The sequence below is a fragment of the Reinekea sp. genome (genome assembly GCF_982785585.1).
Genome location: NZ_CEYAVF010000027.1, coordinates 20218 through 35634, shown reverse-complemented (window position 1 = coordinate 35634; position 15417 = coordinate 20218). Strand labels below are relative to the sequence as shown.

10 protein-coding genes and 1 pseudogene are annotated in these 15417 nt (G+C 44.6%); 10 read left to right on the top strand and 1 reads right to left on the bottom strand.

The genetic code is table 11. The features are described 5' to 3' along the window. Together AC4FIC_RS11310 and AC4FIC_RS11305 are read left to right on the top strand one after the other, a co-directional pair. The coding region (locus AC4FIC_RS11310; protein ID WP_490359411.1) for a RecQ family ATP-dependent DNA helicase at positions 1-2009 on the top strand (2009 nt) is incomplete at its 5' end. A 68-nt stretch (positions 2010-2077) separates the two neighbouring features. Beyond that, positions 2078-2860, top strand: a complete 783-nt coding sequence (locus tag AC4FIC_RS11305; protein WP_100257282.1) for a ribonuclease H family protein — start codon at positions 2078-2080, stop codon at positions 2858-2860. An 81-nt stretch (positions 2861-2941) separates the two neighbouring features. On the opposite strand, the pseudogene AC4FIC_RS11300 reads toward AC4FIC_RS11305, so the two are convergent. Beyond that, positions 2942-3658: pseudogene (locus AC4FIC_RS11300) on the bottom strand (transposase); the annotation flags it as partial. A gap of 788 nt (positions 3659-4446) precedes the next feature. On the opposite strand from AC4FIC_RS11300, the gene AC4FIC_RS11295 reads away from it, so the two are divergent. The 8 genes from AC4FIC_RS11295 (at position 4447) to AC4FIC_RS11260 (ending at position 15413) form a co-directional block, all read left to right on the top strand. Then, the gene (locus AC4FIC_RS11295) at positions 4447-5508 is read left to right on the top strand and encodes a radical SAM protein (RefSeq protein WP_476194939.1); all 1062 of its coding nucleotides are present in this window, start codon (positions 4447-4449) and stop codon (positions 5506-5508) included. Positions 5509-5556: 48 nt separating this feature from the next. Next, entirely contained in the window at positions 5557-7701 is a 2145-nt protein-coding gene (locus AC4FIC_RS11290) for a hypothetical protein (protein WP_476194941.1), read from the top strand. Between the two features lie 25 nt (positions 7702-7726). Then, complete coding sequence (locus AC4FIC_RS11285; protein ID WP_488043870.1) at positions 7727-8662, top strand: carbohydrate kinase family protein; 936 nt, start codon at positions 7727-7729, stop codon at positions 8660-8662. Between the two features lie 111 nt (positions 8663-8773). Beyond that, entirely contained in the window at positions 8774-9931 is a 1158-nt protein-coding gene (locus AC4FIC_RS11280) for an extracellular solute-binding protein (protein ID WP_100257277.1), read from the top strand. A gap of 6 nt (positions 9932-9937) precedes the next feature. Continuing rightward, entirely contained in the window at positions 9938-10918 is a 981-nt protein-coding gene (locus AC4FIC_RS11275) for an NAD-dependent epimerase/dehydratase family protein (RefSeq protein ID WP_476194449.1), read from the top strand. Beyond that, positions 10919-12871: an ABC transporter ATP-binding protein gene (locus AC4FIC_RS11270; RefSeq protein ID WP_476194447.1), complete on the top strand. Its 1953-nt coding sequence runs from the start codon at positions 10919-10921 to the stop codon at positions 12869-12871. It abuts the gene before it with no gap. Beyond that, positions 12868-14544, top strand: coding sequence for an ATP-binding cassette domain-containing protein (locus tag AC4FIC_RS11265; RefSeq protein ID WP_476194445.1), 1677 nt, complete (start codon positions 12868-12870; stop codon positions 14542-14544). The genes AC4FIC_RS11270 and AC4FIC_RS11265 overlap by 4 nt, the downstream gene beginning before the upstream one ends. Next, positions 14541-15413 carry an efflux RND transporter periplasmic adaptor subunit gene (locus tag AC4FIC_RS11260; RefSeq protein ID WP_476194943.1) on the top strand — a complete coding sequence of 291 codons (873 nt, stop codon included), beginning with the start codon at positions 14541-14543 and terminating at the stop codon, positions 15411-15413. Before AC4FIC_RS11265 ends, AC4FIC_RS11260 begins: the two co-directional genes overlap by 4 nt. The last annotated feature ends 4 nt before the right edge of the window (positions 15414-15417 follow it).

Sequence of the window (15417 nt, the reverse complement as noted above, 5' to 3'; positions counted from 1 at the left end):
AATGCATGAGCCTTAGCCCCAATCTGAATGAAAAACTGCAAGCCAGCTTTGGCTTCCCGGCGTTTCGGGCTGGCCAAGAGCAGTGTGTGCAACAGCTGCTCGCGGGGCATTCCTCCTTGGCGATCTTTCCGACCGGGTCGGGCAAGTCCCTGTGCTACCAGTTTACCGCCTTGCAGCTGCCCGCCCTGACACTGGTGGTGTCGCCCCTGTTGGCCTTGATTCAGGATCAATTGGACTTTTTACAGGCCAAGGGTGTTCCCGCCGCGAGCATCGACTCCACCCTCAGCCCGGCGCAATACCAGCAGGTGGTTGGCGATGTGCGCTCGGGCCAGACCAAGATCTTGATGGTCTCCGTTGAACGCTTTAAAAACGAACGCTTCCGGCAGTTTATTGAGCAGATCCCCTTGTCGATGTTGGTGATCGATGAGGCGCACTGTATCTCCGAATGGGGCCACAACTTCCGGCCCGATTACCTCAAGTTGCCGCAATACAGCCAGCAGCTGAATATCCCGCTGGTCTTGCTGCTGACCGCCACGGCGACCAAGAAGGTCAAGCTCGATATGGCCGCCAAGTTCGCCATCGCGCCCGAGCATATAGTGCAAACCGGCTTTTATCGGCCCAATTTGCATCTGGATATAGTGCCGGTGAGCAATGGACAACGCAACGCCGAGCTGTTGCAACAGATCCAGGCGCAGAACGGCGCTGGCTCTACCCAGGCAGGCATCGTCTACGTCACCCTACAGCAAACCGCCGTCGACGTAGCCACCTACCTAAAACGCCAGGGCATCGATGCCCAGGCCTACCATGCCGGCTTCCCGAGCGAAGAACGGCAGCAGATTCAACAACGCTTTATGCAAGGTCAGTTGGCCGTGGTAGTGGCCACCATCGCCTTTGGCATGGGCGTCGACAAGTCCGATATCCGCTTTGTGGTGCATTACGACCTGCCCAAATCGATTGAGAACTACAGCCAGGAAATTGGCCGGGCCGGGCGCGATGGCGCGCCGGCACAGTGCATTACCCTGGCCAATCTTGATGGTCTGAGCACGGTCGAGAACTTCGTCTACGGCGACACCCCGGAACCGAGCGGTATCCAGGTGGTGCTCGACGCCATCCGCCAGGAGACCCAAGCCCAGACCGACGCAAGCGGTCAATGGGAGTTACAGGCGAACAGCCTGGCCACTGCCAGCAATATTCGCCTACTGGCGTTAAAGACCCTGCTGGTGCAGCTGGAATTGCGCCAGGTGCTGGTGCCCAAATATGCCTACTTTGCCGAGTACAAATTCCGCCTGATGCGCACTCAGGCCGAGTTGCTGCAACAATTTAGCGGCGAGCGCTTGGCCTTTTTAACGGCGCTGTTCGCCACCGCCGACATTAAAAAGGTTTGGGGTGAGGTGCGCTTCGAGGCCTTGCACCAGCAGTATCCGAGCGATCGGCAACGGGTGATCAGCGCCCTAGACTATTTGCAGGAACAAAATCTGATTGAACTGCAAACCCGCAAGATGACCGAGGTTTATCAGGTCAACAGCGCGGCGCTGAACCAGCCGGGTCTGGTTGAGTCCTTGAGCGACTATTTCAGCACCAATGAGCAAAAAGAGATCGCGCGCATCGGCGCCCTGGTGCGATTTTTTCAATTGGATCGTTGTTTAAACAACAATCTGGCCCGATATTTTGATGATCAGCAGGTCCCAGAGCGCTGCGGCCATTGTTCGGTCTGTGCCGAGCGGGTTGCCCAGTTACAGCGTTATGAACCGGAGTATTGGCCGAGCGATGATCAGCTGAACACCTATCTGGTTGGCTTTCGGGCCTATCTACAACAGCAGGCCGGTGCCGCGGGCTTAAACGTGGCGATCAGCACCACCTTGCAAAGCCGCTTCTTAACCGGCGTGTCGGTACCGCTCTTTACCCGCTTTCGCGTGCGCGCCTCGGTGCCCGGTTTTGGCGCCTGCCAGAGCCTGCGCTATGGCGAGGTGTTGGCCAAAGTTGAGCTGCTGACGGCAACTCTCGGGTAGCGATCCAGTTTTAGATCAGGGTTTAAAAAGTGCTCAAAGCAAATATAAATTAATTATGAAGGTAGATCATGGCCACTAAATATTATGTAGTCTGGCAAGGCCGAGAGACCGGCGTATTCACCGACTGGGCGACCTGCAAAAAGCATATCGATAAGTTTGCCGGGGCAAAATACAAATCGTTCAAAACCCAGGCCGAAGCCAATGCCGCCTTTAGCGGCAGCAGCACGCCCGCCGCGGCCAGCGCCACCGGCAGCAGCCCGAGCGCCCCCGCGCGCAAAAAATCGAGCGCCGCCACGGTCAAAACCTACACCGCCAAAGAAATTGCCGCCCTAAACCTGGACATTGAAATCTACACCGACGGCGGCTGTGACCCAAACCCCGGCAAAGCCGGATCGGGCTTAGCAGTTTATCGCCAAGGCCAACTCAATGAACTCTGGTACGGCCTGTACAACCCCAACGGCACCAACAACACCGCCGAACTGCACGCCCTGCACCAGGCGTTGGTGATGGCCGAAGCCGAGCTCAAGCAGAGCGATTCGATCGCCATCTTTTGCGACTCCAAATACGCCATCCAATGCGTCACCCAATGGGCCGTGGGCTGGGAAAAGAAAGGCTGGAAAAAACCCGGCGGGGAGATTAAAAACCTTGAGTTGATCCAGACCATGTTCGCCCTGCATCAAAAGATTAAAGACCGCATTCAGGTGTTGCATGTAAATGGCCATGTGGGAGTTCAAGGCAATGAGTTGGCCGATCGGATGTCGATTTTGGCGATTGGGGAAAAGACTGTTGATTTTGTGCGCTATCGGGATGCATTGGATGTGAAGGCTATTTTGGCGATGCGGCAGGGGTAGGGGGGTTGGGGTGCGGAGATTAACTGGCTATTCGTAGTTTACGAGAAATCTCTACATATGACTGCTATTGATTTCAGGGGGGATTACAAAACCTTCTCGGTTATAATCGTCGACCACATTAAAGAGACGGAAATTACGGCCATCGGATAGCTGGTTGTGCATAAAGTCCATTGACCAGCATTCATTGATGTCGTCCGGTACGGTCAACGGCTGGGGTTTTGCTCGAACGATCCGTTTCCTGGGCTTAATCCTGAGATTGAGTTCTAGCTCTCGATAGATGCGGTACACCCGCTTGTGGTTCTAGTCGAAGCCTTTCATATTGCGTAAAAATAGGTAACACAAACCAAACCCCCAGTTTTTCTGATTGTGCATCAGTCGAATAAGCCAATCGGCGATCTGAGCAATGTTATCACTCAGTTTCGGACTGTAACGATAGCAAGTTTCGCTAATGCCCGCGGCATCACAGGCAAGTCGGATACTGGCTCCCGTCTGTTCAACCGCGTTTAACGCCACCTCCTGTAACCGAGATGGCTTTACCACCTTTTTGCAGGGCTTCATGAACGATTTCGTACTTGAGTCGCTATTCGGCATACTCTTCATCAGTCGCTGGTTTTTATCTTCAAACTCTTTCAATCGAGCCATCAGCGATGCGTCCATACCACCGTATTTAGCTCGCCATTTATAGAAGGTTGCAGAACTCATGCCGTGTTCACGGCACAGTTCTGGCACAGGCGTGCCAGCTTCGGCTTGTTTGAGTATGCCAATGATTTGGCCGTCTGAGTATTTTGATGTTTTCATGCAAAATCTCCTTGAAAAAATATTACGAGAAAATCCTACTTTTGGCACCTGTTACTTGTTGGGGGGGGTTGCCCAATGATTAGTGAAATATTTCGAGTCCGATAAAAAAATAGTATTTTATGGCAATAGCAGTCGGCTCTAAATGCAAATTCAACAGCAATGTTGACTGAAGTCAATTTAATAAAATATTTTTTAAGTAAAACTTATAATCGTAATATTTTTCTTGTGAAGATAGCCAAATCGTGAAATCAACCGATAACCAAATTCCACCAATAAAATTAATATTCAGGTTTAGTTGCATGGTAAGTTAACTTAAACTTACTGAATATTCTGAAGTCGATTTGTATTTGTTGTTTATCTTGGCGATATGCTCAATTTAACTATCTTGTAGGATTGATTGGACTTGAATTATCTAAATATAATTATTATCTAAGAATATTTAAGTAGAGATGTGTTCTTTAACCTATTTCAGTTTGCAATATAAAATTGGAGATAGGGTTTAATTGATATTCTGGAAATATGTGTAATATTCAAGGTAAAATAAGTATTCTAAGAATTTGCTTCTTCATGAATTTTGTTTTTTATTGTTCAGGGCTTTATCTGACTATTTAGCTTAAGGATTTTTGTGGTTAGGTTTTTTGAGCAACTTACAGGTAAATAATAACAAATTAACATAAGTGTTAAATAAGTTAAAAATTTTTTTGTATGGAGACCCGTTAGGCGTAGTGGTGAAGTTAACGGCGTTGGCTAGATTGCGTAAATAGGGATTAACCAAAAAGGAATATTAATTGAATTCGAAGCATGTCTTTCCATCAACGGTTTTAGTAGAGCCGACAAATAAATGCAACTTAGCGTGTGACTTTTGCGAAGCGAATTGCACTGTAAATGGCCACCTAAAACTTAAAGACCTTTCCTCGCAAAATCTAGCTATTGCCTTGAAGAAAATCGAAAAGACGATAACCAATATTGTCTTTCAAGGTGATTGTGAGCCACTAGTAAACAAGCGGTTAGACAAATTAGTTGTCGAAGCGAAACGATTCACACACAGTATCGCAATTGTGACGAACGGCACATTGCTCAATCAAAAGAAAAGTCAGGAGTTAATTAAGTCGGGCGTAAATTGGTTTGCCTTTTCCATCGATGACCATCGACGTGATGTGTTCAATGCAGTGCGCGTGCGGGCAGACTTGGACGTAGTAGAAGAAAACCTAAGGGAGCTAATTCTCATTCGGAACAATGGCCGTGCGGATCTGCAAGTAGCGGTTCACAAAATCATCTTTCCGAACGACACACTTGAGTCACTGAAGGAGTTCGTAAAAAAATACTACTTAGGATTTGGTGTCAGTCAGATCACATTTTCGCCATTGGTCGAAATGGGCGATATAAAGGTTAAGGATTGGCTGAAGCTGCGAAATAGACTTGAGTCTGACTTAGTGGACGAAGGTATTCTGGTAAACTTGAAAGAATTCTGCGCATACCCTTATAAGACGTTGAATAAGTACTGTGGTACTAACCTTTTGTATATTAATCACAAAGGGTATCTTAGTCCCTGCGGTCTTCACCAACGGGACGGTCGATTCTTTGGGAACTTACTGCAAGAGTCGTACGAAGAGATTACCGAAAAGGACCACTTTAAGGAATACCATAATTATTGGTTGTCGCGAGAATATTCAAAACCAATTCCGAGTCATTGCAAGGATTGTTTTCTGCTAAAAGGACATTATCACCGATACACATTGAACGAAGGTCACCAGAATGGGCTAGAGTTTTGTGATCACTTAGATCTTCAAAATAATCAAGCCGACGGGGCGGATGCTATCCAGTATGACTTAATCAGCAAGGCGTTATAGATTGAATCGTAATTTCTAACTCATATAAATATTAAGAGTGATTATTTTGTGGATAGTATTAAATGTTTTGAGCATGAGAAATTAATTGACAGGCTTGATTTATCTGAAGAATTACCCTCCTATTGGCGAAAGCTTGTTGATATCGCTTTCAATGCTATAGATTTGTCCTGTGTACTGCGCACACGAATTTTTGATCAAACTCAGGCGGCCTATTCACAGTACAAAAGGTTTGGTTATTTACCCGATAAGTTGTTAAGAGACTGTCTTGCCATGCACCAATACACTGGGATTTTGTTCTTTAGCCTTTTATATAAAGACCAAAAACTTCGCGGGTGTCGCCCTCCTTCACCCGTCGCCACGTGCAGTGATCCGACCTGGATGAATCAGTCCTCATTCTGCTTTTTTAATGTTAGAGCAACAGATATTGAGCTGGAACAAACGGGTAACCTAATCGATGCCACTCGACTATTGCCGATCCTTCGTGCGGGCGCCATTCATATGGCGCCATTCTTTCAAAGTATATTTGGTATTGTGTATGCACAAGATAGTTTTAAAATAATCTCGGATGACGTTACCAACTCCTTTTATGAAGCAATCGGGGTTTCACGCTACGATCAGCTTCGATACTTCATTGATTGCTGTCATTTAACAAACAAAGCGGTCGGATATGACATGACCCCTCACACGGCAACATTTTCAAAACTCAGTTTTGATCGTCCAGAACTGTTTAGGTGGTTGCGGTGGTCGCCGGACTATCAGAGTCTTTACCAGGACATGCCCGTTGAAGAGCAGTATCAAGAGACGATCCAACGACAATACGTCAGAGACATCGCTGATTTAGCCTCCAAAACCTGTGATATTTTTTCAATTGGTTCACTAGAGGATACGCAAGCCGACATTAAGCGTCTGGATGCGGCCCATCAACTGGTTAGGGACGTGATCCGACAGGAAGGGTATTTCCCCATGGTTCCCCATACTTGGAACGGTATTGGATTGCCCGGAATTAAGCTTTACGACCATGAGCGTAACCATCCGGTTTGGGATTATCGTAATTTGGAAGGTGAAGATCAGTCAGAACATGGTATAGGACTTCATTCATTATTTAAATTTCATACCAACCTGAAACCAAATTCTTCACCTTTCCATGATGGTTCAGATCCTCAATCGTTGGATACTCCTTCCTATCAGCCGACCATGGATTTCCTAACTAACCTTTTTCCAGAAGTACACCGGGAATATGGATTTGACTTTCTCCGCGTTGATTATCAAGACCATGTATTTAGAAATCGGCCGTTAAGAAATGGTCAGGAAGTGATTGTCTGTGAACAGTTGACCTGCTCTCAGCTGTTGGACATTTCGAACAGTGCAAGGCAGGCATTCCCCGCGGCAGGCATGTTAGCTGACCATATGGGCACGGACATCGAACGATACCGTAAAGCGGGCTTTATCACGATTCTAGGTGATGAAGTTAAGTTTTCCGTAAACCAAGATAAAATCGAAAAAATGTTCAAGTTTAATGCAAAATTGGCGCAGCTGAGCATAAGAGATCCCAGCCTTGGTGCCCCGGCGCTAGCGGTGGATACCCATGACTTAGGGCATCCGATGATTCTTGGTATGGATCTTCCGATGAGAGAAGAACGTTCTACCTTTCTACTTAGACTTTTTCTGTCGCGCTTTTCCACTGGTGGGATTGGTAATCGCCCTAAATATGAAACACTCGGTAATCAGGATTTTTCGAGTGGGATTTATCGCTGCAATAACCAGCCCGGTAGTTTGAAATGGGGCGAGGATCGAGTTTGCCTGTCTGGCTACCATCGCATTGAAGACCTGTATGCTCTTCTGAAAACCGACCTTCAACACAGTATGCTGTTAAAATATCGTGTTTATGAACAGTACTCCTGGTGGTTAATCGCGGAACCGGAGATAGACGAAAAATACCTATTTTTTTGTTGGTTCGAAAGAGAGACTACCGCGGGTGCAAACAGCAAAGAAGTAATATGCAACATTAGTTCATCAGAGTTACCCGCATTTATACGTTACGAAGTTGTTCAAGGTTTTAATCTGGCTGCACAAAGCACGAACGAATTTGTTCTTTCGGATGAGCAGTTTAGTTTAGTGCCAAGTAGCGGAAGTAACATCAGGCTAACGTGGCCCATGTTCAGCTCTTGGGTGCTAAGGCTCGAATACAAATAACGCTGTATGTATTAGGAATACTTGATTGAGTTTTAAAACGGAGATCCATATGGAAAACAAGAGCATAGCTATCTTTGGTGACTTGAACTTGGATACATCAGTAAACGTTTGCGACTTCCCTATCAACGTAGGTGACACCCTTTTTTCGATCGATGGCATAATTGACTTCATTGGTGGCGCTGCCACTAATGTCGCGTGCGGTGTCCTCGCTCTGGGGCACGATGTCAACTTTGCTTCGGTTGTGGGGAGAGACCCTTTGGCAGAAATCGTATTTAACCAAGTGAACGATTTTCATTTGTCGACTAAAAATATTCGAAAAGATTGGCCGGTGACATCTCGAACCATCGTTTTGATTGATCAACAAGGGAATCGACAGTGTATTAATGATCCCAAGCTAGCGAACAATTATACCTACCCCGAGCAGGAAGCTTTTGAAGTTATGTCAAATTGTGAATTTGTGTTCACCTCTACTCAAAACTGGTGCCGTCATGTTGCGACTCAAGCTAAGGCACTGGGAAAGACGGTAGCAGTCGATGTGCAGGCTTTGGTAGACATAGATAACTACCACAGGAGTTTCATTCAGGCGGCCGATATTGTGATATTGAGTTCTGAGCGGCTGGCGAAGCATTCTCACGAATTGATTCATCAATTGTGGTACGAGTTTGATGTTGAAGTGGTGGTCGTTACCCATGGAGAAGGTGGAGCAACCATTGGGTTGAGGTCCGTAGAGAGTATTGAATGGGAACCGGCATTCAACATTGGCGCAGTTGTCGATAAGACGGGTGCAGGTGATGCTTTTGTAGCCGGTTTTATAAGTGCAGTATTAGAAGAGAAGACTTATAGGCAAGCGTTGACTCATGGGCAAATCTTTGCATCGCGTGCTATTACGACAAAAGGGTCAACTAACGGGCTACCTAATCGGGCAGAGATTGATATGCTTTACACCCAATACAGTGCCTAGGTATGTCAGAATATTTGGACTGAAAGTTACTTGCAAGCGACCGAATATTACAATCTGTTAAACATAACTTACAAGTATTTATAACTCAACACTTATAATATCGGAAACAATATGTCTACTGAAAATACGCCCCCCCTCGAAAGAATAATGCTACTTACTCTACATTCTACATTTGAAGAAACCTATAAAAATTGGGGTCTTGAAAACCTGGCGGACGTACGCGTCAGTCCAACAATGCATGACCTATACTTGGAGGATTTTCCCTCACTTTGGGCTAAGGATGACGTAAAGCAGAAGATGGCTGTCATCGGACCAAACGACTACTTTACCAAGTGGCAATCCAATGAATTTTCGTATTTTGAAGATACACCCTTATCTTATTTGTTGGATAAGGTAAGGCCAAGCTGTTATGAAGGCGCTAAAATCGACGGTAAGGTATGTGGATTACCACTGTGTGGAGGTAATCACCAACTTATGTTCATTAACCGATCGCTTACCGATTGTATTCCCGCAACATTCGACGAGCTATTGACTGAAACCTGGCGGCTTCGAAATGGTAATCATTTGCTTTATCCGCTTGTTTACCCTACCAACGCAAGCTACTTCGCATTGCCGTTACTATATAGTACAGGATCCCCGTTATGGAGCGACCCAGATAATCCGCACGTTGGGATTACTCGAGACTCTTTGTATGAAGTGTTAAAACTTCACAAAGAACTCATGTATGACCATATGCTATTGCCGATCAAATGGGAGCAATATCATAGCGTATTCGAATTTCAAACACGTCGAGCAGCGTTTTGCTTTGGTGGTGATTGGGATATTAGGAGTCATATGGAGGTACTTGGAGAGGACCTGATCATTGCTCCAATTCCGTCGATAGCACGACGAAGTCGATCTTCCGCAAGTTGTAACTATCTATTTTTGTCAAATAAATTAAATACGGATCTATACGCGTCCGCGGAGCAAGTCGCTAATAAACTGCTGAGCCCGGAAGTGCAGGGTGATTGGGCGAAAACGCTGTTTAGGAATCCGGTAATAAAAGATTTTGGTGAGTCTTTGGCACCTCAAGAACCGAACTTAAAAGCCAGTAAAAGCGTTTATGACAACGCAGTTATTTTGCCTCCTAACGAGCATGTTTCGCATGCCTTCCATGTGATGGCGGATCTGTTTGAACCTGGGGTCATGGTGAAGCACAATCTTCAACAGCTTACAGATCTAGCCATTGAAAAGATGCTGGATATCCATAGCAATATATCATTTAGGTAATACCTTATGCGCGTTTTGATACTCGGCGGTACTGGAACCATCTCTTCTGCAATTACCAATGAATGCCTTAAGTCTGGTTATGATGTCATTCACTTCAATCGGGGAACTCATCCGCCCTCAGTGAATGTTGAGTTTGTTCGGGGCGATCGATTCTCGCAAGAGGACCTATCAAAGGCGGCTGAGGCAAAGCCGGATGTGGTGATCGATATGCTGTGTTTCGACGCCAACCATGCCCAACTGTTGACGAGGGTTTTTAAATACAAGATACAACAACTCATCCTGTGCTCATCAGCTTGTGTCTATGATGTCAAGTCGAACTATAGCCCATTCACGGAGCCAATGACCCCTAATTCGCATTGGCATTATGGTGTTAATAAGGCCAGGGCAGAATCCGTACTGAGAGAAGCCTCAAAAGAGGGCGCGTTTAATCTAACGGTCTTTCGTCCCTCTCATGTCTACGATGCATACAGCCCAATTCATCAACTGGGCCTGAACGGAATGATATTGTTTCAACGCCTCAAATTGGGTTTGCCGGTGTTGTTATTGGACAAAGGGGCCGCTCGCTGGGAAGCCTGTTTTGCCGCGGATGCGGGAAAAGGTTTCACTGCGGCTTGCCTGAATCCAATCTGTTACGGCCGGACTTACAATTTGGGGAACGGAGATCATTTTACTTGGCAGACCTATTATAAAACGGTCGCTGATGTACTAGGCGTACAGGCGAATTTGAGGTCGTTAGAAAGTCATCAAATCGACTCAGGCTGCTATGCGGAGGATTCCGAACTGGATTTCGCTAGGCACATCAGCCGATACAATTTTGTAGTTAACGTAGACCGCTTGCACTCTGACTTGCCTCAACTAAAACCACACCTATCCCTTGAGTCTGGCCTCGCAACGGTGTGGGAAGCCAATTCCTCACAAAAACCTAAATCTGACTATTCCTCGAGTGTGACTCAACTTTTGTCGTTATCTTCGGCATTGGAGAATTAAATGCGGTTAGGAGAAATCTTAAGGCACGATGACATATTGTCCCAAGAAGAACTCGAAACCGCATTGAGTGTTCAACTTAAGACAGGCTATAAAATTGGCGAGATTTTAATCAAGCATCAGGTGTTGGACAGCAAAATGCTCGACTATTATCTTGGTTTCCAGCACAAATTTAGGGTTGATGAACGAAGGAAATTTAGCCAGTTTAGGTTGATTGGGGATCTATTTCGACGATTTTATGGCGTAGCACCACTGCTTATCCTATCGAGCATCCTATTGTTGTTTTTTAGCATATTGCTCAGTATGTCCTTTCCGTATTTCATTAAGTTTACTTTCGACTATTTGATTCTTACCAACGAAATAAATCCGGTGCTGATTGTCGGGTCCGGCGTATTGGGCTTGATGGTCCTTGGTCAAGTACTGTCGTATGCCGCTTGCCTAAATTTAAACAAAGCCAATATCCGATTTGCCAACTCTATCAGAAACCGACACTTTAAGATAATTCACCATGTTCACTATTCAACCTTATCACAGAAGAGAAGTGGCGAGTGGCTAAATCATTTAACCACTGATATAGACAATGTAATCGAGCGATGGGAGCTTTTATTTCTGTCCACATTCAAAAACCTCTTTGCCGTCTCTGTCTCGTGCATTATTCTCTATTTAATCGATGCGTCGTTGATGATCTTTGTACTTTCGCTTTCCATTTTAATGATTGCTATTCCTGGTCGGGTGAGTAATTTGGCCAATAAGTATTTAGGGCGTCGTCCGATGTTAATCACTGGTATCCTTACAAACCTTACAGAGATGATTTATTCGTTTAGCACCATAAAAACCTTTAATGCACAGCCTAAGGTAACCAAAGACTTTTCTAATAAATTCGATAAGTATTACTTAAATGATTTTCACATGGTCCGTTATTGGAACGTGGCTTACAACTTAAGAGTCCTGATCGGCATGGCGCTTATTTGCACAATCATTTTTGAGGGTGGTAAGAATGTTATATCTGGCATTTACAGTACCGGTGACCTAATGATGGCATTAGTTATCGTTAATATTTTAAATCCCTATATCGACGAGTTTGTGCAGCTTATTATCAGCGTAAACGACACTAAGGCCTATTGGCAACGGTGTCTCACGCTGTTGGATATTAATATTGATGACCATAAGTTCAAAAACGACCCTGCGTTGGCGGTCAATCTTGATGGTGATGTTTGTATCAATGGGCTATCGTTTGGGTACGCCGGCATTGAGGTGTTTAAAGACTTGAATGTCCGTTTCGAACACAATAAAAGCTACGCTATTGTCGGTAGAAGCGGGTCGGGTAAATCGACTCTCCTAAAGCTTTTGTTGAAACAACTTACACCAGACGAGGGCGAGATAACCTTTAATGACTACAGTTTAAGTGAGGTGTCAGAATTTACCGTGTGTAAGAATATATCCTATATAGCCCAAAAACCCTCTGTATTTAAAGGAACGGTTCACGAAAATATCCGTTTGGGCGGGGCAAGTTTTTCAAGTTGCATCGAGGATTCAGAAATTCATGTTGCGGCTAAGCGCGCCGGTATCCACCATCGTATCGGTGAAATGCCATATGGATACAGCACTGAGCTTGGCGACGGTGGCCAGCAATTATCAGGCGGCGAAAAGCAGCGAATTTCTATTGCAAGAGCCTTGTTAAAAGACCCAGCGGTATGCTTATTTGATGAACCTACTTCATCGCTCGACCCTAAGAATGAACAAATAATAATTGATACGATCTCTTCACTTAAGGGTCAATGTACCATTTTGATTTCGACCCATAACCCCGAGTTCCTCAATGTCGTCGACCAAGTACTTGTACTCGGCGATAACCCAAAATTCATTAGTGCTAATAAATTGTCATTCGATTCGCTACACGAGCTTATGAAATATGACGATATTATCGAAAATAATGCTGAGGCAACATCGATATGAATGCACTAAGAATTCTTTGGAAAATGGTTTCTTTTCACAAGCATATATTACCAATTGCTGCAAGCGTGGTCGTCTTTGTATCGATTCTAACGGTTTCAGTACCTCTATATATTAAGTTTGTACTAGAGTACATCTTAGTTGAGAAAGCATCCGAACTGCTATATTACGGGACGCTATTCTTCATTGGCATATTTACCTTGCGTTTCATATTTGGATTGGCTCAGGATCTGGCGGTAATTATTCTTAGGCAAAAGATTGAGCGTACCTATAATATAGAATATATAAATTCAATCTTTAGTCTAAATTATATGGCTTTTCTAGAGTACGATAAAGGGGACTTACTATCGCGTATTAGGTCCTTTCTGAATGAGATTGAATGGTTTTTATGTGATTTCATATTTTTCGTATTCCACGCTGTTTTTATTTTTATATTTTTGTCTATTTCAATGGCTTTAACTAGTATGCCGTTGTTCCTGCTGGTGCTGGCATTCGTGCCTCTGCACTTTTACAACTTCAAGCACTTCATTCATCCGCTAAAGACATCATCGGAAGAGCAAGAACATGCAAGGAGTGATCTTATTTCGTTCTGCCTTCAGTCGTTAAGCGCCTGGTATGACATTCGAAATTACCACATGCAGACGGAATTCATTCGTCGTAATTCAAAAATGATAGACAGATTAAGCATGGCGACCTTATCTAGAAAGATTAGTGGGTTACGTCAGGGGCACTTTCAGGCGGCACTCATCGCGACCAATCATACCTCCGTTATTGTCTACGGAAGCTTTCTGGTCATTAAAGGCCAAATCAATATTGGCACGGTTTTCTTTTTTCTACTCTTGCTTGATTTTTTCTACACTCCTATCTATCGATTCGGAGCAATAAACGAATCTTTGCAGGCTAGCGCGATTAAAATACAGCGCATGACGGAATTGATTTTTCATAATCAAAAGGAAGTGGTTATTCTTGAATCCAAGAAAGTGGATGTAGAGGTTAAGGTCGATAAGGTGGTCACGCTCGAGGCCAGAAATCTGACTGTTGATGGTCTCTTCCAAGGCATAAATTTTAACTTCAAAGCGGGTAAAATTCATTTTATAGGCGGACCCAGTGGTTGTGGTAAGAGCACATTGCTACGAGTGCTAGCAAAACAATCGGATCCTTCCCAAGGGCTCCTCCTGATTAATGATATAGACACTAGAGATTGGCCAGAGTTTAAGTACAGGGAATTCACCCAGTGTGCTATACAGGAAGTACAGCTATTTTCCTCGACTATCCTAGGTAATATCCATTTAGACTCTCATGATGAATTTGACAGTAAGCGATTGACCGATGCCTGTTATTACGCGGTTGCTGACGAGTTCATTGAGCAACTGCCTTACAGGTATCATACCCGTATTGAAGAGCAAGGAAGAAACTTTTCCGGTGGCCAACAGCAACGCTTATGTCTTGCACGCCTCTTTTTTCACGATGCCGATGTGATGTTACTAGACGAACCCACTTCGGCTTTGGATCCGGCTACGGAAAAATTGTTCTTCGAGCGGCTTCAGGAACTTAAAAAAGACAAGGTTATCATTATAGTTAACCATCGACCGCATAATGCGCTTTTCGCTGATGTCCTATTAGAACTGCGATCTAGTGGGTTGGCCGTGGTTGACGCATTGAAGGTGGTAGCATGAATACGAAACTATATATCAAGATGATGGATCAACAGAGTGATATTAAGTCCGTTAGCCTGATTGCTCTCTCAATGATTTTTGCACTAGCAGTCCTAGTTTCATTTTTATTCGTACCCATTGAACATGTTGTCCGCACCTCAGGCATTGTTGTGCCTATAGAGATAAGATCAATATCTGCCGATAAGAGCGGTTGGGTTCAGCTCAGAGAGTTAACAGCTGGCAATGAACTCACCTTAGGCGATATGTTGGGCATCTATCGAGCAGGCATTAATGAGGGCGAGCATCAAATCAAAATTCACCACCAACGAGCCAGGATACGGCAACTTCAACTGGAGAAAAAGGAACTGGATCTGAAACGGAAATCTTCGAGTCTACTAAATGAGCGAAAGTCTACAACTGTCTTTTCGATTCAGGAGGAAAACCTAAATGTTCAGATTGAAGTTATTCAAAAAGATCTTGATTTTAATTTGAATCGAATGAAGCCAAGCAATATTCTAGTTGAAAAGTCAGGGATTATATTAGACATTAAGTCTGATAACGCTGGTTACAATTGGTTCAATCAAGGTGAAACCATATTAACGCTCTATAATAAAAATAAATTAGTCGTTAGAGCGAAGGTACCTAGCCACAAAATTATGTCCATTGATAGCGCGAAAAAAGTAATTCTAGACAACGAGATGAATCGATTGAGAGTTATCGGGCAAGTTGAAAAGATATTTTATGCCATGGCGGAGGCAGAGGGCATGCAAATGATGGTCGATATTTCTATAGACGAGCACGCAAACCTTAAGCCAAGTATGGAGTTTAACGTTAGCATCGTGACGGATAAAAAACCCCTATTTAGCCTCATTCAGGATACGTTTCTTTAGTGGC